17 protein-coding genes are annotated in these 19312 nt (G+C 70.3%); 2 read left to right on the forward strand and 15 right to left on the reverse strand.

What is annotated here, in order from left to right; translation table 11 throughout:
- Positions 1-18: 18 nt before the first annotated feature.
- From ACSQ86_RS10265 to ACSQ86_RS10285, 5 genes are all read right to left on the reverse strand, one after another.
- Entirely contained in the window at positions 19-267 is a 249-nt protein-coding gene (locus ACSQ86_RS10265; RefSeq protein ID WP_093102490.1) for a DUF3297 family protein, read from the reverse strand.
- 114 nt (positions 268-381) lie between these two features.
- Positions 382-2916: an ABC transporter permease gene (locus ACSQ86_RS10270; protein WP_436308831.1), complete on the reverse strand. Its 2535-nt coding sequence runs from the start codon at positions 2914-2916 to the stop codon at positions 382-384.
- A 25-nt stretch (positions 2917-2941) separates the two neighbouring features.
- Positions 2942-4186, reverse strand: coding sequence for an RNA polymerase sigma factor (locus ACSQ86_RS10275; RefSeq protein ID WP_436308832.1), 1245 nt, complete (start codon positions 4184-4186; stop codon positions 2942-2944).
- On the reverse strand, positions 4183-4539 hold the full coding sequence (locus ACSQ86_RS10280; protein ID WP_436303554.1) for a YciI family protein: 357 nt from the start codon (positions 4537-4539) through the stop codon (positions 4183-4185). The genes ACSQ86_RS10275 and ACSQ86_RS10280 overlap by 4 nt, the downstream gene beginning before the upstream one ends.
- 35 nt (positions 4540-4574) lie before the next feature.
- Positions 4575-5825 (reverse strand): MFS transporter, encoded by a 1251-nt coding sequence (locus ACSQ86_RS10285; RefSeq protein ID WP_436308833.1) that lies wholly within the window; start codon positions 5823-5825, stop codon positions 4575-4577.
- Positions 5826-5994: 169 nt separating this feature from the next.
- On the opposite strand from ACSQ86_RS10285, the gene ACSQ86_RS10290 reads away from it, so the two are divergent.
- A complete protein-coding gene (locus ACSQ86_RS10290) occupies positions 5995-7929 on the forward strand; it encodes a PhoX family protein (RefSeq protein WP_436303556.1) in 1935 nt (644 codons plus the stop codon).
- A 1-nt stretch (position 7930) separates the two neighbouring features.
- Here ACSQ86_RS10290 and ACSQ86_RS10295 read toward each other — a convergent pair whose 3' ends face one another.
- The 9 genes from ACSQ86_RS10295 to mutL all read right to left on the reverse strand — a co-directional run bounded on the left by ACSQ86_RS10295 (position 7931) and on the right by mutL (position 18250).
- Positions 7931-9211 carry an amidase gene (locus tag ACSQ86_RS10295; protein WP_436303557.1) on the reverse strand — a complete coding sequence of 427 codons (1281 nt, stop codon included), beginning with the start codon at positions 9209-9211 and terminating at the stop codon, positions 7931-7933.
- Entirely contained in the window at positions 9211-10569 is a 1359-nt protein-coding gene (locus ACSQ86_RS10300; RefSeq protein ID WP_436308834.1) for an NAD(P)H-dependent oxidoreductase, read from the reverse strand. Before ACSQ86_RS10300 ends, ACSQ86_RS10295 begins: the two co-directional genes overlap by 1 nt.
- 117 nt (positions 10570-10686) lie before the next feature.
- A complete protein-coding gene (locus ACSQ86_RS10305) occupies positions 10687-11592 on the reverse strand; it encodes a phytanoyl-CoA dioxygenase family protein (RefSeq protein WP_436308835.1) in 906 nt (301 codons plus the stop codon).
- Positions 11589-12293: a GntR family transcriptional regulator gene (locus tag ACSQ86_RS10310; protein WP_436303559.1), complete on the reverse strand. Its 705-nt coding sequence runs from the start codon at positions 12291-12293 to the stop codon at positions 11589-11591. The genes ACSQ86_RS10305 and ACSQ86_RS10310 overlap by 4 nt, the downstream gene beginning before the upstream one ends.
- A gap of 81 nt (positions 12294-12374) precedes the next feature.
- The gene (locus ACSQ86_RS10315; RefSeq protein ID WP_436290602.1) at positions 12375-13022 is read right to left on the reverse strand and encodes an ABC transporter ATP-binding protein; all 648 of its coding nucleotides are present in this window, start codon (positions 13020-13022) and stop codon (positions 12375-12377) included.
- Positions 13019-13951: a tRNA (adenosine(37)-N6)-dimethylallyltransferase MiaA gene (gene miaA, locus ACSQ86_RS10320; protein ID WP_436290823.1), complete on the reverse strand. Its 933-nt coding sequence runs from the start codon at positions 13949-13951 to the stop codon at positions 13019-13021. The genes ACSQ86_RS10315 and miaA overlap by 4 nt, the downstream gene beginning before the upstream one ends.
- A gap of 64 nt (positions 13952-14015) precedes the next feature.
- On the reverse strand, positions 14016-15263 hold the full coding sequence (locus ACSQ86_RS10325) for a multidrug effflux MFS transporter (protein WP_436308836.1): 1248 nt from the start codon (positions 15261-15263) through the stop codon (positions 14016-14018).
- Between the two features lie 43 nt (positions 15264-15306).
- On the reverse strand, positions 15307-16260 hold the full coding sequence (locus ACSQ86_RS10330; protein WP_436290601.1) for an alpha/beta hydrolase: 954 nt from the start codon (positions 16258-16260) through the stop codon (positions 15307-15309).
- A 160-nt stretch (positions 16261-16420) separates the two neighbouring features.
- Complete coding sequence (mutL, locus tag ACSQ86_RS10335) at positions 16421-18250, reverse strand: DNA mismatch repair endonuclease MutL (RefSeq protein WP_436303561.1); 1830 nt, start codon at positions 18248-18250, stop codon at positions 16421-16423.
- Positions 18251-18300: 50 nt separating this feature from the next.
- On the opposite strand from mutL, the gene ACSQ86_RS10340 reads away from it, so the two are divergent.
- Positions 18301-18951, forward strand: a complete 651-nt coding sequence (locus tag ACSQ86_RS10340) for a DedA family protein (protein ID WP_093102514.1) — start codon at positions 18301-18303, stop codon at positions 18949-18951.
- 54 nt (positions 18952-19005) lie between these two features.
- On the opposite strand, the gene ACSQ86_RS10345 is transcribed toward ACSQ86_RS10340, so the two are convergent.
- On the reverse strand, positions 19006-19284 hold the full coding sequence (locus ACSQ86_RS10345) for a glycine zipper domain-containing protein (RefSeq protein ID WP_093102516.1): 279 nt from the start codon (positions 19282-19284) through the stop codon (positions 19006-19008).
- Positions 19285-19312 lie beyond the last annotated feature (28 nt).

Raw genomic sequence — 19312 nt, forward strand, 5'->3', positions numbered from 1 at the left:
TGACTGCCGATGTTCGCTCTATCGGTAGAACGCCTCGACCTTGCCCTTCAGCTTGATCAGCAGCGGTTTGCCCTTGCGATCCAGCGTCTTGCCTGCGGGCACCTTGATCCAGCCTTCGCTGATGCAGTACTCCTCCACATCGGCGCGCTCCTTGTCGTTGAATCGGATGCCGATGTCGTGCTCGAAGACGGCAGCGACGTGATGGGGGCTGCGCGGATCGATGGATAGATGATCGGGAAGAGGTGGGGTTGGCGTGGCTTCGGTCATGGATGTGGGTTCCTCGTTCGACACCGGCCCGCAGCCGACTTCACGGCGAGACGAAGACCGATGACGGTGCGTGATGATATGGCCGCGTTTGGCCGCACCGCCGGCGCCATGCCCTCACCAGTCTTCCTTGACCGCCAGCACCGCATCGCGCGCGGCCGCCGCGCGCCCAGCCAGCCAGGCGGTGACGGTGCCGGCCACCACCACGGCGGCGCACAGCGCGGCCAGGCGCGCCCACGGCACCAGCAGGTCCATGGTCCAGTGGAAGCTCTGCGGATTGACCACGTGCACCAGCACCACCGACACCGCGAGCCCGAGCGCCAGGCCGGCGAGGGCGCCGATGGCGGTCCAGGCCGCACCTTCGCCGGCCACCACCGCGAGCACCTGGGTGCGCGTGAAGCCCAGATGCGCGAGCAGCCCGAACTCCTTGCGCCGCGCCAGCACCTGCGCGCTGAAGCTGGCCGCGATGCCGAACAGGCCGATGCCGATTGCCACCGCCTGCAGCCAGTAGGTGACGGCGAAGCTGCGGTCGAAGATGCGCAGCGAGGTCGCGCGCAGCTGGCCGACGGAGGCGATCTCGATCGGCTCGGCGGCGGCGGCCTCGCGCACCGCTTGCTGCACCTGCGCTTCCGACGCACCCGGCGCAAGCCACAGCGAGATGTCGCTCACGCTGCGGTCGCCGGTCAGGCGCTCGAAGTCGCGCGCATCCATGGTGATAGCGCCGAACTGCCGCACGTAGTCGCGCCACACGCCGGCGACGAAGAAGCGCTTGCCGCCGCCGAAGGCCTTGGTGAGCGCTTCGAACTCCGTGCCCGGCTTCGCGCCGTAGAGCTCGACCATCGCCTCGCTCACGTAGATGCCCACCCGGCCCGCGGGTACCGGAAGTGCTGCACCCAGGAGCGGCAGCGAACGCGACGCCTCATCGTCCAGGCTGCGCGAGATCAGCGTGACAGCCGGCCGCGCCGGATCGAGCAGCAGAGCCCGCGTGCGCAGCGTGCCGGTGCGCGCCACGCCGGGCAGTTGCGCGAGCGCCTGCACGAAGGCCGGCGTGAAGGCGGCCTGCTCGCTTTGGCTCGAGCTGCCGCCGGTGGCGCTGCGCACATAGAGATCGGCCGGCAGCACCACGTCGAGCCAGCGCGTCACCGACTCGCGAAAGCTCGCGACCATCACGGTGAGCGCGACCGCGAGGCTCAGGCTCGCGACCACGCCGCTGACGGCCACCGCCGCCGTGCCGCGCATGCGCCGCGCGCGCTCGATCGCGAGCATCGGCAACACGCGGTGCGCGGCGAGCGGTGCGAGCCGGCCGTAGAGCAAGGCAATCAGCCAGGGCAGGGCGGCGATGCCGCCGACCAGCAGGAAGCCCACCGAGAGATACGCCGCGATCGGGATGCCGAAAACCGCCGGCGCCGTTGCCAGCGCCGCACCGGCCGCGATCAGCAGCAGGGCCAGCTTGTATGCGCCGCCCTGCGCGGGCGCGGCGCCCAGGCCCTTGAGCGTCTGCGCTTCGGGCAGCGCCTGGGCCGCACGCGCGGGCCACCAGCCGCCGACCCCCGCGGCGAGTACGCCGAGGCCGCCATAAAGCAGCGCCGCGCCCGAGCTCCAGCGCAGGGTCGGCGCAACGCCGTCGAAGTAGCCGCCGCCAAGATCGCCGCCCAGCACCCGCAGCGCGACGGCGGCGAGCGCGGTGCCGAGCGCGATGCCGGCGACGCTGCCGAAGAGGCCCAGCACCAGCGATTCGGCGAGCACCAGCCGCAGCCGCTCGCGCGGCGTGAGGCCCAGCACGCCGAGCAATGCGAACTGTTGCGCGCGCTTGGCGACGCTCAAGGCCAGCACCGAGAACACCAGGAAGGCGCCGGTGAACAAGGCCACCAGCGCGAGCACCGTGAGGTTCACGCGGTAGGCGCGCGAGAGATTGCTCACGCGCTCGGCCGCATCGCCCGGTTCGGCGATTTGGATGCTTGCGGGCCAGCTCGGCGACTCCTGCAGCGAACGGATGAAGGCCGCGCGGTCGATGCCGGGCGCGAGCCGCAGGTCGATGCGCGTGAGCTGGCCTCCGCGGCCGAAGAGATCCTGCGCCGCGCCGATGTCCATCACCGCCAGCGCGCTGCCGCCGGCCGCCACCTGGCCGGCCACGCGCAGTGCGTGTTGCTGCGTGCCGATGCGCAGCTGCACCGTGGCGGCGGCTTCGCCCAGCGCGGTGCGCGCGGCGGCATTGAGGAACAGCGTGTCCGGCGCGAACAGCGCAAAGCGGTCGGCGTCCTTCGCCGGCTGCGGCATCAGCGCGGGCGCGATCGTGGGCAGCACCAGTGCATCGACGCCGATCACGCGCAGCGCGATGCGGCGCTCGCTGCCCGCGACGAGCGCCACCGCCTGCGATTCCAGCACCGGGCTGGCGAGCGTCACCTGCGGATGCTGCGCCACGCGCGCGAACACGGCCTCGTCGAAGCCGCCTTGCGCGGCGCGCAGTTCCAGGTCCGGCTGGCCGTTGACCGAGCGCACGGCGCTCGCGAACTCGTCGAGCGCCGATGCGTTGATGAGCTGCACCGAGAAGGCCAGCGCCACGCCGAGCATCACTGCCAGCGCCGCGGCGGCATTGCGCCATGGATGGTGGCGCAGTTCCTGCCAGGAGAAGGTACGAAGAAGCGCTCGCATGGAGCTGGCGATTCTGCGCGCTCGCTCAAAGCCGTTCGGCTTGCACGGCCAGGTAGGCGCGCACCGCCGGGCTGGTGCTGAGGCCGGCCGCGCGCGCATAGGCCTCGCGGGCTGCGGCGGGCTCGCCGGTGCCGCCGAGCAGGTGGGCGCGCGCGGCCCAGTAGGGCTGATAGCTCGCGACTTCTGCGATGGCCATGGCATCGAGCGCCTGCAGGCCCGCGGCCGATCCTTCGGCGATCGCCACCGCGCAGGCGCGGCTCACGCGGGCCCCGATGCTCGGGCGCCATGCGAGCAGCCCGTCATAGAGCGCGACCAGCGCATCGGGCGGAACCTGCGCACCCAGCCGGCGCGCGCAGTGGGCCGACTGGATCGCGGCCTCCATCTGGTAGGCGCCGAGCGACTTCATGCCCGCTGCATGCTGCAGCGCCTGTTCGGCCTGCGCGCGCATCGCATGGTTCCAGCGCGCGGTGTCCTGCACGTCGAGCGGCACGTAGTCGCCGGCTGCGCCGCGCCGCGCGGCGGCACGGCTCTCGCAGAACAGCATCAGGGCCAGCAGACCCAGCGGCTCGGGCTCATCGGGCATCAGGCCGCACAGGATGCGGCACAGGTCGATGGCTTCGCCGGTGAGGCCGCGTTGCGCAGCGTCGGCGCCATCGACGTCGTCCCAGCCGGTGCCGTAAGCCGCGTAGATGCCATCGAGCACATCCTGCAGCCGCTGCGGAAGATCGCGGGTTTGCGGAAATTCGAAAGGAATTCCGGCCGCGCGAATGCGCGCCTTGGCGCGCACCAGGCGCTGGCCGAGCGCGGACGGCGCGACCAGGAAGGCGCCCGCCATGCGCGCCGCGTCGAGCCCGAGCACGGTCTGCAGCATCAGCGGCGCGCGCGCCGCAGCATCGATCGCCGGGTGCGCGCACACAAAAAGGAGGCGCAGCCGCTCGTCCGGCACGGCCTCGCCGCCGGCCGTGTCGGCCGTGAACTCGTCGGCCAGCAGAAGCAGGGTCTGCGTGGCCTCGTCCTGCACGCGGCTGTGGCGCCATGCATCGAGCGTGCGGTTGCGCGCCACGCTGAGCAGCCAGGCCTCGGGCTGATCGGGAATGCCTTCCTGCGGCCAGCGCTCGAGCGCGCGCGCGAAGGCATCGGCCAGCGCATCTTCCGACGCAGCGATGTCGCGCGTGCGCGCCGAGAGGATCGCGACCAGCCGGCCGTAGGACTGGCGCGCGGCCTTCTCGGCGGCCTCGTGCGCTGCGTGGATTGCAGCAGACCCCGTCACATCTCGGGTGCGGTGAATACCGGGCGCACCTCGACGCCGCCCGTGGTGGCACAGGGCGCGCGCGCGGCCCACTCGAGCGCGGCGTCAAGGTCCGGCACCTCGATCACGAAGTAGCCGCCGAGCTGTTCCTTGGTGTCGGCAAAGGGGCCGTCCTGCACTTGCCGCTTGTCGCCGCGCACGCGCAGCGTGGTGCCGGTCATCGGCGGATGCAGGCCGTGGCCGTTCTGCACGATGCCCGACTGGCGCACCGCGCCCACATAGTCCATCCAGCTGGCGCGGTGGGCCTGCGCGGCGGCGTCGTCGCGCTGGTCGAACTCGGATTGGGGTTGATAGAACAACAGCATGTATTGCATGGGGAACTCCGAAAAGGAACATCGAGCAGGATCGCTCAACCCAATGACGGCTGGCAAGCGGGCATTTCGACAGCCGGTGCCGGCAATTGCCGCAGTGCCCGAACCGGCGAGCGAAGGATCAGCCAGGCCTGCAGCACGAAGCCCGCCAGGGCCAGCAGCAGGCAGGCCGGCTCGCCCCACGTCGCGCCGACGATGCCGCCCAGGGCTGCGCCGACCGGACGGGCGCCGGCATTGGCCGTGAGGAACACGGCCGAGACGCGGCCCAGCATCGCGTTGGGTGTCACCGTCTGCCGCAAGGTGGTGGATGTGATGACCCAGACGATCGGCCCCACGCCGAACAGGAACAGCGAGATCGCCGCGAGCGCGCCGCTGGGCACCACCAGCGTGGCCGTCATCAGCAGCGCCGCGAGCACCGAAGACACAGGCCCGAACTGGATCGCCCGGCCCAGCGGCATCGCGCCGACCATGCGCGAAGCCAGCAGCGCGCCGGTCACCATGCCGGCGCCGCAGATGCCCAGGCTCAGGCCGACCGCGCCGGCGCCCAGTCCCAGCGTGCGCACCGCATAGGGCACGTAGGCAGCCTGGAGCACGAACCAAGAGGTGTTCCATGCCGCGGCCGTCAGCAGGATGGGCCGCAGCAGCTCGTGCCGCCACACGAGGCGCGCTCCATCCTGCAGTTCGAGCAGCGGATGGCGTGCACTCGGGCGTGTGCGCTGCGGCTCGGCAATGCGCAGCAGCAGCACGACGGCCGATACCGACAACATCGCGGCCAGCACGAAAGCCGCAGGCCCGCCGAGCCACGCCACCAGCGCGCCGGCCAGCGCCGGCCCGGCGGCGAAGGCGGCGCTGCGCGCGAGTTCGAGCCGCCCGTTGGCGCGGGCCAGCGCTTCGCGCGGGACGAGCGCCGGCACCAACGCCGGCGCCGCGATGTTGAAGCTCACGGTGCCGACGGCGCCAATGAAGCCGAGGAGCGCCAGCCATTCGATCGACGGGCGGGCCGTCGCCACGACCGCGAGCAGGCCCAGCAAGGCCAGCGCCCGCAGCGCTTCCGCCCACAGCATCAGGCGCTGCCGCGAGGTCCTGTCGGCGATCAGGCCCAGGGGGATCGACAGCAGCAGGAAGGGCAGGGTCTGCACCGTGGCCAGCATGCCGATCTCGCCCGGGCCGGCGCCGAGCGCGAGCACCGCCACCAGCGGCACGGCGGCCAGGCTCAGCTGCTCGGCCGACTGGGCTGCCAGGTTGGACCAGGCCAGCTTGACGAAGGGGCGGGGGAGTTTCGGATCCATGCGCTTTTTGCAAGAATGAAGTCGCGATCATCGACCGGAGGCCGCTTCGACGCTGGCCGTATGCGGACCTGTGAATGCGAGCCTCCGAAGCCCTCGCGCCCTGCGCTCGTCACAGAGTTTTCATGCGAAGCGCGGAGCATCGGCCGGTTACCCACACCACAGCAAAACAATGGCCAAAGACTTCGACCGCATGGAGGACTCCAACCGGAGTGCCAATCCCACTATTCACGAGGTCTCCGACCCGGCACGCCGCATCTTCGTGCGCGGCGGCCTGGCGGCAGCAGCCAGCGGCTTGTTCGCACCGTTCGCGCTCGGCACGCTGGCCGGCTGCGCCGCGACCGGCGGCGCCGGCAACCCGGCTGCCCTCGGCCGCGGCATCGGCTTCAAGAGCGTGCCGATGGCTGCCATCGATCGCGTCGCGGTGCCCGAGGGCTACACCGCGCAGGTGCTGTACCGCTGGGGCGACCCGGTGGGGATCGCCGGCCAGATGCCGGCCTTCAAGCCCGACGGCTCGAACAGCGCAGCCGAGCAGGCGCTGCAGGCCGGCATGCACCACGACGGCATGGCCTTCTTCCCCGTCGAGGGCTCCTCGCAGCGCGGCCTGCTGGTGATGAACCACGAGTACGTGGACGACGGCCTGCTGCACGCCGACGGCATGAAGACCTGGACGGCAGAGAAGGTGCGCAAATCCATGCACGCGCACGGCGTCTCGGTGATCGAGATCCAGCGCGAGGGCAGCGCGTGGAAGCAGGTGATGCCTTCAAAGTTCGCGCGCCGCATCACCGCCCTGACGCCGATGACCATCACCGGCCCGGCCGCCGGCCACCCGATGCTCAGAACCGCCGCCGACCCGAGCGGCACGCGCGTGCTGGGCACCTACAACAACTGCGCCAACGGCCAGACGCCCTGGGGCACCAATCTGACCTGCGAAGAGAACTTCGCCGACTACTTCGAGGGCGTCGACAATCCCGACGCGCACCAGCGCCGCTGGGGCATCCGCAAAGGCAACGGTTCCAAGTACCGCTGGCACGAGCACGAAGAGCGCTTCAACGTCGCGCGGCATCCGAACGAATCCAACCGCTACGGCTGGGTGGTCGAGATCGATCCGCAGGACCCGAGCTCCACGCCCGTCAAGCGCAGCGCGCTCGGCCGCGCCGCGCACGAAGGCGCGGCCACAGCGCTGACGGCCGACGGCCGCGCGGTGGTCTACATGGGCGAGGACTCGCGCTTCGAATACATCTACAAGTTCGTCAGCCGCGACCGCGTCAAGCCCGGCGGCTTCGCGGCCAACCGCGAGCTGCTGGACCACGGCACGTTGTACGTCGCGCGCTTCGACGTCGACGGTACCGGCGAATGGCTGCCGCTGGTGCAGGGCCAGGGGCCGCTCTCGTCGGACAAGGGCTTCGCCAACCAGGGCGACGTGCTGATCAAGTCGCGCCAGGCCAGCGACGCGCTGGGCGCCACCAAGATGGACCGGCCCGAATGGACCACGGTGGACCCGATCACCAAGGAGGTCTACTGCACGCTGACCAACAACAGCAACCGCGGCGCCGCCGGCCAGCCCTTCATGGACGCGGCCAACCCGCGTTCCAACAACACCATGGGCCAGATCATCCGCTGGAAGGAAGGCGGCGATCTCGATGCCACCAAGTTCGCCTGGAACCACCTGGTGCTGGCCGGCGACCCGAAGCAGGGCCGCTCGGAAGCGCAGGGCAACGTCAAGGGCGACACCTTCGGCAGCCCCGACGGCCTGATGGTCGATGCGCGCGGCGTGCTGTGGATCCAGACCGATGCGTCGACCTCGACGCTGGGCAAGGGCGACTACAGCAGCCTGTCCAACAACCAGATGCTGGCCTGCGATCCCACCAAGGGCGAGATCCGCCGCTTCCTGGTCGGCCCGTCGGGCTGTGAAGTCACCGGGCTCACGGCCACGCCCGATCTCAAGACGTTGTTCATCAACATCCAGCATCCGGGCGAGCCTGCCAACGAGCGCAGCGATCCGGAGCGTCCGCTGGCCGTGTCGAAGTGGCCCGACAGCGCCGGCCGGCCGCGCTCGGCGACGGTCGTCATCACCAAGAACGACGGCGGCGTGATCGGTACCTGAGTCAGCCGGCTGGTTGTGTCAGGACGCGGTGCAGGCTGCCGGCCACGGCCAGCAGCTCGCGCTCGCGCTGCGCATGGCCGACCAGCTGCATGCCGATCGGCAAGCCTTGCGGCCCCAGCAGGCCGGGCACGGCGACGCAGGGCGCGCCGAGCAGGGTCCAGATGCGGTTGAAGACCGGGTCGCCGGTGGCGGCCAGGCCCGCCGGTGCCTCGCCGGGTGCGGCGGGCACCAGCAGTGCATCGACATCGCGCATCAGCTCGGGTAGCAGGCGGCGGGCGATGGTGGCTTGCGCCAGCGCCTGTGCGTAGGTCTCGTCGGTGCAGTCGCGGCCGCCTTGCAGCAATGCGCTGAGTGCCGCGCTGAGCTGTTCAGGATGCCGGCGCCATTCGGTGTCGAGCTGGCGCGCGGCCTCGAAGGCCATCACGGTTTTCTGCGCCTCCGCCAGCCCGGCCAATGCGCTGGGCAGGACGATGTCGCCCAGCGTGACGCCGGCCGCACCGGCCAGCTTCAGCGCCTGCTCGAAGGCCGCGGCGCCGCCGGCATCGATGGCCGGCCATTCGTGCGTGCGGCAAACACCGAGGCGCAGCGCGCGCGGCGCAGGCGTTGGCAGCGGCGCGAAGGCCATCCCGTTCATCGCACCGCGCATCAGCTCCAGGTCGTCGGCACTGCGCGCCAGCCAGCCCAGGGTGTCCAGCGAGGGCGAGAAGGGCTTGATGCCTTCGAGGCTCAGCGCGCCGAAGCTCGGCTTGAGCGCGAACACGCCGCAGAAGGAGGCGGGGCGAATCAGCGATCCCGCCGTCTGCGTGCCGAAGGCGATCGGCACCATGCCGTCGGCCACCGCGGCGGCCGAGCCGCTGGACGAGCCGCCGGGCGTATGGGCCGGGTTGTGCGGGTTGGCCGTGGGTCCGGGCGAGAAGTAGGCGAACTCGGTGGTCACGGTCTTGCCCATCACGAGCGCGCCGGCCGCGCGTGCGAGCGCCACGCAGGCGGCATCGGCCGCGGGGCGGAAGCCCTCGTAGATCGGCGAGCCGTAGCGCGTGGGCATATCGGCGGTGGCGATGAGATCCTTGACGCCGATCGGCACGCCGCCCAGCAGACCGGGCCGGCCGCGCGCGTCCAGCGCGCGGGCTGCGGCGATGGCGCCCTCGGTGTCGAGGTGCTGCCAGGCATGGATCAGCGGCTCCCGTTCGGCGATGCGCTCGAGGGCGGCGCGGGCTGCTGCTTCGGCCGTCATCGTGCCTGCGGCCATGGCCTGGCGCAGGGCGACTGCGGTCAACCCCATCAGGCGGCCTTGGCTTGCGCCGGCGCGAACATCGACTCCATCTCGTGGCGGATCTTGTAGGCGTGGGTCGTGGTGTCCATCGCGACGTCGGCCCAGCAGAGGCTCTGACCCTTCTTCACCGGGCGCACCAGCTTGATGTTGTGCGCGAGGCCCAGCGGCAGGCCGCCGATGCGCATCGAGCGTTCGGCCGGCAGCAGCTTGCCCCACACGGTGTAGCCGCCTTCGCCGTCGAGCGTCTCGCCCGCCGCGAGGTCGCGCTTGGCGGTGGCCACCACGTCGGCGTTCCAGCAGCTGGCGACGCCGGTCGCCTCGCCGCGCAGCGCCACGCTCGCGACCGAGACGCCGACCTCCAGCCCGATCAGGTGCCAGCGCTTGTAGAGCGTGAAGTAGCGCCCGCTCGGATCGGTATGCGCGTTGTATTCCTCGAAGCAGTTCTTGATGTACTCGGTCTCGGCCTCGACCGTGACCCACACGCCCATGCGGATGTCGTAGGGGATCTTGCGGCCGTCGGCCTCGAGCGAGGACACCACTTCGACCATGCCCTTGCGTTCGAGCACGCCGCCTTCGTTCTTCGGCCGCGTGACGAAGGGAATGTCTTCCACGCTTGCCGGCGGATAGAGCAGGCCGTCGGAGGGCACGCCGAGGCCGGTGGCGTTGGCCACCGCAGCGCTTTCGATCGAAGGCTTGGAACCGTCGAGGAAGCTGTTGAACATCTTCGGGTTGAGCCCGCCGCGCAGCGCCTGCTCGGGCGTGAGACCGTAGTTGCCCCACACGGTCTCGGGCGTCGATTCACTGAAGTGCGGCAGCCACTTGTGGCCGCGCCCCGCGGCCACCACGGGAAAGCCGCAGGTGCGGGCCCAGTCGACCAGGTCGCAGATCAGCGCCGGCTGATCGCCGAAGGCGAGCGAATACACCACGCCCGCCTGCTGTGCGCGGCGCGCCAGCAGCGGGCCACAGAAGGCATCGGCCTCGACCGTGACGTTGACCACGTGCTTGCCGTGCGCGAAGGCATCGAGGCAGTGGTCGACCGCGGCCACCGGATTGCCGGTGCACTCGACCACGATGTCGATCGAAGGCTCGCGCGTCACGGCCTGCCAGTCTTCGGTGATCCAGGTGCTGCCGGTTTGCAGCGCTTCCTGCACCGAGCGGGCGGCCGCGCGCTCGGGCTTCCAGCCGACGCGTTCGAGGTTGGCGCGCGCCGCGGCGGGCGAGAGGTCGGCGATGGCGACCAGCTGTACGCCGGGCGTGCGCGGAATCTGCGCCAGGTACATCGAGCCGAACTTGCCGGCGCCGATCAGGCCGATGCGCACCGGCTTGCCGTCGGCCGCGCGTTGTTGGAGTCGGGTGTAAAGGCTCATGTGCTTCCTAGTAACCGTTCGCACTGAGCTTGTCGAAGTGCTGCGTCGATCGACAGCGGCTTCGATCCTTCGACCGGCTCAGGGCAGGCCGAGCTCAGCCCGAACGGATGGTGGTGTTCAGACGGCGGCGAATTCCAGTTCATCCAGTGATGTGCGCAGCGCGCTCTCGGGCAGGCCGTTCTTCCACGGCACCTCGACCGGGTAGGGCTTCAGCAGGCAGTCGTCCGGCAGCATCTCGATCGGCATGAAGTCGCGGTGCGCGATGTACTCGGGCCGCTTGAAGCGCCGGATGTGGTTGCTGACCGCGCATAGGCTCAGGTACACGGCCACGCGGTCGAAGGGCGAGAGGTTGCTGCCCGAGGCATGCACGAGGCAGCTGTGGAACAGGATCATCGAGCCGGCGGGGCCCTTGGGCGAGACGATGCCACCCCCGACGTGGCGGCCCGCCGCGTCGTAGTGCCCTTTGCCACCCGCGCGATCCACCAACTGGCGGATCAGGTCGTTGTCGACCGTCCACAACGGATAGCTCGTGGTCGTGAGATCGTGCTTGGCTTCGACCACGCCCTTCACATGGCTGCCGGGAATGAACATCAGCGGGCCGTTGTGCTCGTTCACGTCGTCGAGAAAGATCGCGACGTTCATCGCGCGCTCGGTGGGCATCAGGTCGTCGTTGAGCCAGGTGCCGTAGTCCTGGTGCCATTGCCAGACGTCGCCCTCGAAGGCCATCTTGCCGTTGATCTTGAACTGGTGCATGTAGACCTGTTCCTCGAACAGATCGCTCACCGGGCCCACCATGCGCGGATGGCGCGCAAGGCGCGCGAAGGGCTCGCTGATCAGGTGCGCGGCGAAATTGGTGCGCACGGCGTCCGAGCCTTTCTCGCGCACGTTGAAGGCCTCGCGCCGGCTGTAGAGCTCGGGCACAGCGTCCGTGAGCACCTTGGTCTCTTCGGCAGAGAAGTGGCCGGGGAAGAAGAGGTAGCCGTCGCGCTCGAACTGCGCGCGCTGCTCGGGGCTGAGTCTCATGCGGTATCTCCTGCTTGGGTGGGGGTGTGGGCGGAAAGACGTTCGGCCAGCCGCATGCCGAGGGTTCGGCTGGCCTGCGCGCCGTGCTCCTCGCTGAGGCGTGCGGCGGTATCGGCATCGCCGGCCGCGATGGCGCGGGCGATCGCCTCGTGCTCGTCCCACAGCGACTCGCGCTGCGGCACGGACTGCAGCACCGCGCCCATGGCACGGCGCAGGTGGCGCCAGTGCTGGTCGGCGCTTTGCGCGATCAGCGGGTTACCGGATGCGACGTAGATGGCATGGTGAAAAGCCATGTCGGCATCGATCATGGCTTCGACGCTGCGGCCGCGCGCGGCACGGCGGCCGCGCTCGATCAGCTTGGGATCGACCTTGAAGCGCTGCTCGGCCGCGAGCCGCGCCGCCAGCACGTCGAGCGCGCCGCGCACCTGGTAGACCTTGGCGGTCCATTCGGCATCGAGCGGCGCGACCAAGAGGCCGCGGCCCGGCGCGTCGAGCACGAAGCCGTCTTTCTTCAAGAGGCGCAGCGCCTGCAGCACCGGCTGGCGCGAGACGGCCAGGCGCCTGGCCAGGTCTTCCTGCGTGATGCGCTCGCCGGGCGCCAGCGAACCGCCGCTGATGGCGTCGAGCAACGCGCGGTAGACCTGGTCGACGAGGTCGGGGGCGGCGGCGATCTGGACGAGCTGGGCGGGCTGGGCGGGCATCGGTGGGGTCGTTCTGAACTCTGTATACAGAATACGGCGAGCGGCGACGGCTGCGACCTGGGGCTTACCCCAGGCCGGGGATCAGGCCCGGATGCCGCCCGCGCTCAGATGCAGCACGCGGTCCGCACGCGCCGCGGCCGCCTCGGAATGCGTCACCAGCACCAGCGAAGCGCCGTGCTCGCGCGTCTGCGCCAGCAGCACGTCCATCACCTTAGCGGCGGTCTTCGGATCGAGATTGCCGGTCGGCTCGTCGGCCAGGAGCAGCGCCGGTCGATGCACCAGTGCGCGCGCGATGGCCACGCGCTGCAGCTGGCCGCCGCTCAGCTGCTGGGGCAAGCGCTCGCCGAGACCGCCCAGCCCGACCGCGTCGAGCATGTGCGCCACGCGCGCTGCGTCGGGTTGCGCGAGCAGCATCAGCGGCAGCGCGACGTTCTGCGCCACGTCCAGGTGCGGCAGCACATGGAAGGCCTGGAACACGAAGCCGACGTGTTTGCGGCGCCACAGCGCGCGCGCCTCGGCATCGAGCGCGCCGATGTCGATGCCGTCGTGCACGACGCTGCCGGCGTCCCAGCTGTCGAGCCCGGCCATGCAGTTGAGCAGGGTGGACTTGCCGACACCCGATTCGCCAACGACGGCGACGAACTCGCCCGGCGCGACTTCGAGCGACACCTGCTCGAACACGGTCGCGTCGCCGTAGCGCTTGGCCAGCTCGCTGATCCGCAGCGTCATGCGATCTCGCACACCTGCTGCACGATGCGCTCTATCGCATCGGGCGCCTCGGCCGCGATCACGCGGCGTTCGGGCATGCTGCGCAGCCAGGTGATCTGGCGCTTGGCCAGTTGGCGCGTCGCAGCGATGCCGCGTTCCCGCAGTTCGGCCATGGGAAAGAGGCCGTCCAGCGCCTCCCAGGCCTGGCGATAGCCGACGCTGCGCATCGAGGGCAGCTCGGGCGCGAGATCGCCGCGCGCGCGAAGGGCCCGCACCTCGTCGAGGAAGCCGCCCGCGAGCATCGCGTCGAAGCGTTCGGCGATGCGATGGTGCAGCCAGGCGCGCTCGGTGGGTTCGAGCGAGAAGAGCGCGATCGGCGGCATTCCGCCCGCTCCTTGCTCGGCGTGGAAGCTGGCCATGGTGCGGCCGCTTGTCAGCCACACCTCCAGCGCGCGTTGGATGCGCTGGCTGTCGTTGGGCGCGAGCCGCGCGGCGGTGACGGCATCGACTTCGGCCAGCCTGGCATGCATCGCAGGCCAGCCCAACGCGGCGGCTTCGGATTCGAGCTGCCGGCGCACGGCAGGGTCGGCCGCGGGCATGGCATCGATGCCGTCGGCGAGCGCCTTGAAGTAGAGCATGGTGCCGCCCACCAGCAGCGGCAACCGGCCGCGCGCGCGGATCTCGGCGATGAGCCGCGTGGCGTCGGCCACGAAGGCGGCCGCGCTGTAGGGCTCGCGCGGATCGCGGATGTCGATCAGGTGGTGCGGCGCTTCCGCGCGCTCGGCGGGCGTGGGCTTGGCGGTGCCGATGTCCATGCCGCGGTAGACCAGGGCCGAATCGACGCTGACGATCTCGACCGGCCGCACGCGCGCGATCGCGAGTGCGGCCGCGGTCTTGCCCGATGCAGTCGGGCCCGCCAGCGCGACGTAACTTGCCCCCACGCTCGGCACTGGCGTGTCCTCGCTGCCCCCCGAGGGGGCGCTCACGCCTCGGGGCGGCCCAGCGGCGCTCGGCTCAATGCCCATGCGCCTCGCCGTACTTGCGCACCAGCGTCCAGGCGATCAGCGCGATGCACACGCTCCAGAACCACATGCCGAGCGCGAGCGGCATCACGGTGCCGTCCATGTGCGCGCCGAGCCAGCCGCCGATGCCGAAGGCCGCCAGCATCATCAAAAAGCCATTGAGCGCCGAGGCCGCGCCGGCAGCCTGCGGAAAGGGGCCGACCGCACCGGTCTGGCCGCAGGGCTGGTGCACGCCGTGGGCCAGCATGATCAGCGTGAGCGGTGCCACGATGGCGGCGACCGAGTGCACGCCGGCCAGCGCCAGCAGGCCCATCGCGCTGCCGCCGGTCAGCGTCAGCAGCGACGCGCGCGCCACGCTGCCGTGCACGCCGTAGCGCGGCAGCCAGCGCCGGCAGACGAAGGTGCCCGCGATGTAGGCGAGCGAGCTCCACAGCATCACCAGACCGTACTGCGTCTTCGTGAGGCCGAGCACCTGGATGAAAACGAAGGACGAGGCGGCGAGAAAGGTGAAGAGCAGGCCATAGGCCGCCGTCGTCAGCGCCGAGAAGGCGAGGAAGGTCGGGTTGCGCAGCACCATTGCCCAGGTGGAGAAGAGCGTGGCGAGGCGCAGCGCATCGGGGTTGGGGCGCACCAGCGTTTCGCCGAAGCGCAGCGCGATCAGCGCGAGCGTGACGGCACCGAAGAGTGCCGGCGCCAGCAGCGCGATACGCCAGCCGAACAGGTCGGACACCAGGCCGCCCACCGGTGCGCACAGGCAGGCGATCAGGCCGAGGCCGGTGAGCGCACGCGACATGACGCGTGCGCCGTCGGCCGGCTGGTAGAGATCGCGCACGATCGCGCGCGCTGCCATCACCGCGGCACCCATGGCCGCGCCCTGCAGCGTGCGCCAGACGATCAACAGCTCGATCGACGGCGCGACGGCGCCGCCGAGGCTTGCCACCACATAGCCGCCCAGGCCCCACAGCAGCACGGGCCGGCGTCCGAAGCGGTCGGACAGCGGCCCGAACACGAGCTGCGCGCAGCCGAAAGCCAAGAGCAGCGCGCTCAGCGTGAGCTGCGCCTGCGACATGCGCGCGCTGAAGCCGCTGGTCAGGGCAGGGAGCGCGGGCAGGTAGAGATCGGTGGTGACGGGCTGGATGCCCAGCAGCAAGGCCAGCGTGAGCACGACCAGCGCGGGCGACATGGCCGTTGCACTCGGCGCGGATTGCGAGAGGGCCGGTGCGTCGGGAGGGGGCGGCATGCGCCCAAGGGTAACAAAGCCGGCGCGGCGGGCGCCAGCGGCCCTAAATCGCTTGGCCGGACGACTGGGCTTGCTGCTGCAGGACGGTCGCGGGCACGGCCGGGGCCGGTGCGCTGCTGCTGCCGTCGCCGGCGGCCATCTCGGTCGGCGGCTCCTTCATGCGAAACAGCTGCGACAGGGCGGCGCGGTACTGCGCCTGGCCCACCGAACCGGTGCTGTGGTGCGAGCCGCCCTCGACCAGCACGAACTGCTTGGGCACCGTGGCCGCCTCGTAGAGCTTGCGGCCCAGGGTCGGGTTGATCAGGCTGTCGGCAGCGCCATGCACCACCAGCAGCGGGGCGCCGATGTTCTTGACCTTGCTGACCGCCTCGAAGCGCTGGGTGATGAAGGGACCGAAGGGCAGCCAGCCCCATTTGAAGCTGCTCACCACGTCGGCGATGGAAGTGAAGGTGCTCTCGACGATGGTGCCGCTCTCGTCGTTCACCCGCGAGGCCAGGTCGATGCCGATCGCGCCGCCCAGCGAGTGGCCGAAGATGTAGCGCGGCTGCTGGGGATGCCGTGCCGCGAGCCAGATCCATGCGGCGCGCGCGTCTTCGCGGGCCGAGTCTTCCGAGGGCAGCGCCTTGCTGCTCTTGCCGAAGCCGCGGTAGTCGATGGCCAGCACCGAGAAGCCCAGCTCGTGCATGCGCCGCATGCGCGGTGCCGAGCCCGCCACGTTGTAGCGCGCGCCGTGCAGGTAGAGCAGCACGGGCGTGTTGGCCGATTCAGGCGCGCCGCCGAGCCAGAGGCCGTGCAGGCGGGCCGGCCGGCCCGTGACGGAGGACTGGAAGTCGATCCAGACATGGTCCATGCCCTCGGTCATGGATTCGGAATTGCCCCAGCTGCGGTCGCTCGGCTGGAAGATCCATTCGCGCTGCCGCTCGTCGAGGGTGGAGCAGCCGGCCGCCAGCAAGGCGACCAGCGCTGTAGCGGATGCGAAGAGGGACCAGGATTTCATGGGCAAGGCTGAAAGACAGGTGCTCGGCCGGAAAGTTCAACAAAAGACTGCATGCAACGTGCGTGCCCGGTTTGTCGATGACCCCTGAAAACCCTCGGTTACGTGACCAACAGATGCCAAATGTGAGGAATTTGGCAGCTTTTCCCCGGCGCTCGCGGGTTCAGCGCCCGCGCATGAACAGCGAATCGAGCTCGCGGATCGAGACCTGGCGCCAGGTCGGCCGGCCGTGGTTGCACTGGTCCGAGCGCTCGGTGGCTTCCATCTGGCGCAACAGGCCGTTCATCTCGTCGATGGTCAGCCGGCGGTTGGCGCGCACCGCGCCGTGGCAGGCCATGGTCGACAGCAGCTCGTTCTGGGCCCGCTGCACCACGGTGCTGGCGTCGTGGTGGGCCAGCTCGGCCAGCACGCTGCGGGCGAGCTCCACCGGGTCGCCGTCGGCCAGGGTGCCGGGCACCGCGCGCACCGCCAGCGTGCGCGGCGAGAAGGGCGTGATCTCCAGGCCCAGTGAGGGCAGCACGGCGGCGCAGGCCTCGGCGGTCGCCACTTCCTGCGGCGTGGCAGCGAAGGTGGCCGGGATCAGGAGCGGCTGGCTCGCGATCGCGGCGCCGTCGAGCTGGGTCTTGAGCCGCTCGTAGACGATGCGCTCGTGCGCGGCATGCATGTCGACGATCACCAGGCCCTGGCTGTTCTCGGCCAGGATGTAGATGCCCTGCAGTTGGGCGAGCGCGCGGCCCAGTGGCCAGGCCTGATCGTCGTCGGTGGCCGGCGCGGGCTTGACGGGTGCTGCCGGAAGCGTGAAAGCGGTGGCCGGCGTCGCGGCGCTGTCGCTGCGCTCGCTGGGCCACATTGCGGCCGCGTCGCCCAGACCCCGTTCCGCGGCGAAATGGATCGCCGGCTGCGTCCACGAAGGCACGGGTTGCGGCGAAAGCGGCTTGAAGAAAGGCTCGGCCGACACCGCTGCCGCTTCGCCGGCCCGCGGCGCAGCCAGCGCATTCTCGATCGCGTGGCGCACCGCCTGGTGCACCTCGCGCCCGTCGCGGAAGCGCACTTCGATCTTGGTGGGATGCACGTTGACGTCGACGCGTGCCGGATCGATCTCGAGATAGAGCGCGTAGACCGGCTGGCGCTGGCCGTGCAGCACGTCTTCGTAGGCGCTGCGCACCGCGTGCGCCAGCACCTTGTCGCGCACGAAGCGGCCGTTGACGTAGAAGAACTGCTGGTCGGCGCGCGAACGTGCCGCATCGGGAACGCCGGCGCGGCCTGCCACGCGCACCGGGCCCGCGGCGTGCTCGACCGCCACGCTCTGGGCGACGAAGCCCTCGCCGAGCGTATCGGCCAGGCGCCGGTCGCGCGCATCGGCGGCGCGCCACTGCTCGACCAGCCGGCCTTCGTGCCAGACCGAGAAGCCCACATCGGGCCGCGCCAGCGCATGGCGCCGCACCGCCTCGATGCAGTGCGCGAGCTCGGTGGCATCGGTCTTCAGGAACTTGCGCCGGGCGGGCGTGGCGAAGAACAGCTCGCGCACCTCGACCGTGGTGCCGGCCGCGCGCGCCACCGGCCGCAGCTCGCCGGTGCGGCCGTCGAGCGCGAAGGCGCTGTCGGCCGCGTGGAAGCGCGACTGCAGGCTGAGCTCGGCGATGGCGTTGATGGCGGCCAGCGCCTCGCCGCGAAAGCCCATCGTGCCTACCGTCTCCAGGTCGTTCAAGCTGGCGATCTTGCTGGTCGCGTGGCGGCGCAGGGCCAGCGGCAGCTCGTCGCGCGGCAGGCCCTGGCCGTCGTCCTCGACCGAGATCAGCCGCACGCCGCCGGCCGAGAGTCGCACCGTGACCTGCCGCGCGCCGGCGTCGAGCGCGTTGTCGAGCAGTTCGCGCACCACCGACGCGGGCCGCTCCACCACTTCGCCGGCCGCGATCTGGCTGATCAGTTCGTCGGGAAGTTCGCGGATCGGACGCCGCGCGGCCGGGGCGAGGGAGGAGGGGAGAGCGCTCACCGGGGCATTCTAGAAGGGGGCTCGCGAAGCTGCCCGGATAATGCGCGTCCATGGAAATCATCAGCTTCTTCATCGACTTCATCCTGCATGTCGACAAACATCTCGAGGCCTTCGTCGTCGCCTACGGGCCCTGGGTGTATGCGCTGCTGTTCCTGATCGTGTTCGTCGAGACGGGGCTCGTGGTGATGCCCTTCCTGCCGGGCGACTCGCTGCTCTTCATCGTCGGCGCGCTGTGCGGCGCGGGGCTGATGAGCTATTCGATCGCGGTGCCGATCCTCATCGTGGCCGCGATTCTGGGCGACCAGTGCAACTACAGCATCGGGCGCTATTTCGGGCCCAAGGTTTTCCAGTGGGAGAGCTCGCGCTTCTTCAACCGCAAGGCCTTCGACCAGGCGCATGCCTTCTACGAGCGCTACGGCGGCGTCACCATCATCCTCGCGCGCTTCATGCCCTTCATCCGCACCTTCGCGCCCTTCGTCGCGGGCGTGGCCGACATGACGCGCACCAAGTTCACGCTCTACAACATCGTCGGCGCGCTGTTGTGGGTGCTGGGTTTGTGCACGGCGGGCTACCTGTTCGGCAACATGCCCTTCGTCAAGGAACACCTCGACAAGATCATCTGGGCGCTGATCTTCGTGCCGGGCCTGATCGCGGTCTTCGGCGCCTGGCGCGCGGGCCGCACGCCTTCCTCGGTGCGTTGAAAACAAAAAAGGCGCGTCCTCGGACGCGCCTTCGATCATGCAAGAGCCGCGAGCTCAGTAGTTCGGGCCGTTGTAGGGGTAGTAGCCGCCACTGCGTTGTCCGCGGTAGTAGTTGCGCTCGTCGGCGCGGCGACCCACCTGGTTGCCGATCAAGCCGCCGATGGCGGCGCCACCCACGGTGCTGGCAGTATTGCCGCCGATCGCATTGCCGATCACTGCACCACCCACGGCGCCGCCGGCCGTGCCCCACTGCTCGTTCGGTCCCGCTGCGCAACCTGCCAGGGTCATGACGGTCGTGGCCGCTGCAGCCGTGATCCAGAGACGTGTCTTCATGGTGTCCACCTTTCAATCAGTGATGAAG

Origin of the sequence: Variovorax sp. LjRoot130 (genome assembly GCF_964253755.1) — a bacterium.
Classification (GTDB): Bacteria; Pseudomonadota; Gammaproteobacteria; order Burkholderiales; family Burkholderiaceae_C; genus Variovorax.

Excerpts from the sequence above, each read along its gene's own strand:
- ACSQ86_RS10295 (WP_436303557.1), bottom strand. The coding sequence starts at position 9,211 with ATGGGGTTGACCGCAGTCGCCCTGCGCCAGGCCATGGCCGCAGGCACG.
- ACSQ86_RS10300 (WP_436308834.1), bottom strand. The coding sequence starts at position 10,569 with ATGAGCCTTTACACCCGACTCCAACAACGCGCGGCCGACGGCAAGCCG.
- ACSQ86_RS10265 (WP_093102490.1), bottom strand. The coding sequence starts at position 267 with ATGACCGAAGCCACGCCAACCCCACCTCTTCCCGATCATCTATCCATC.
- ACSQ86_RS10315 (WP_436290602.1), bottom strand. The coding sequence starts at position 13,022 with ATGACGCTGCGGATCAGCGAGCTGGCCAAGCGCTACGGCGACGCGACC.
- ACSQ86_RS10305 (WP_436308835.1), bottom strand. The coding sequence starts at position 11,592 with ATGAGACTCAGCCCCGAGCAGCGCGCGCAGTTCGAGCGCGACGGCTAC.
- ACSQ86_RS10270 (WP_436308831.1), bottom strand. The coding sequence starts at position 2,916 with ATGCGAGCGCTTCTTCGTACCTTCTCCTGGCAGGAACTGCGCCACCAT.
- ACSQ86_RS10340 (WP_093102514.1), top strand. The coding sequence starts at position 18,301 with ATGGAAATCATCAGCTTCTTCATCGACTTCATCCTGCATGTCGACAAA.
- ACSQ86_RS10310 (WP_436303559.1), bottom strand. The coding sequence starts at position 12,293 with ATGCCCGCCCAGCCCGCCCAGCTCGTCCAGATCGCCGCCGCCCCCGAC.
- ACSQ86_RS10330 (WP_436290601.1), bottom strand. The coding sequence starts at position 16,260 with ATGAAATCCTGGTCCCTCTTCGCATCCGCTACAGCGCTGGTCGCCTTG.
- ACSQ86_RS10290 (WP_436303556.1), top strand. The coding sequence starts at position 5,995 with ATGGCCAAAGACTTCGACCGCATGGAGGACTCCAACCGGAGTGCCAAT.
- ACSQ86_RS10345 (WP_093102516.1), bottom strand. The coding sequence starts at position 19,284 with ATGAAGACACGTCTCTGGATCACGGCTGCAGCGGCCACGACCGTCATG.
- ACSQ86_RS10325 (WP_436308836.1), bottom strand. The coding sequence starts at position 15,263 with ATGCCGCCCCCTCCCGACGCACCGGCCCTCTCGCAATCCGCGCCGAGT.
- ACSQ86_RS10285 (WP_436308833.1), bottom strand. The coding sequence starts at position 5,825 with ATGGATCCGAAACTCCCCCGCCCCTTCGTCAAGCTGGCCTGGTCCAAC.
- ACSQ86_RS10280 (WP_436303554.1), bottom strand. The coding sequence starts at position 4,539 with ATGCAATACATGCTGTTGTTCTATCAACCCCAATCCGAGTTCGACCAG.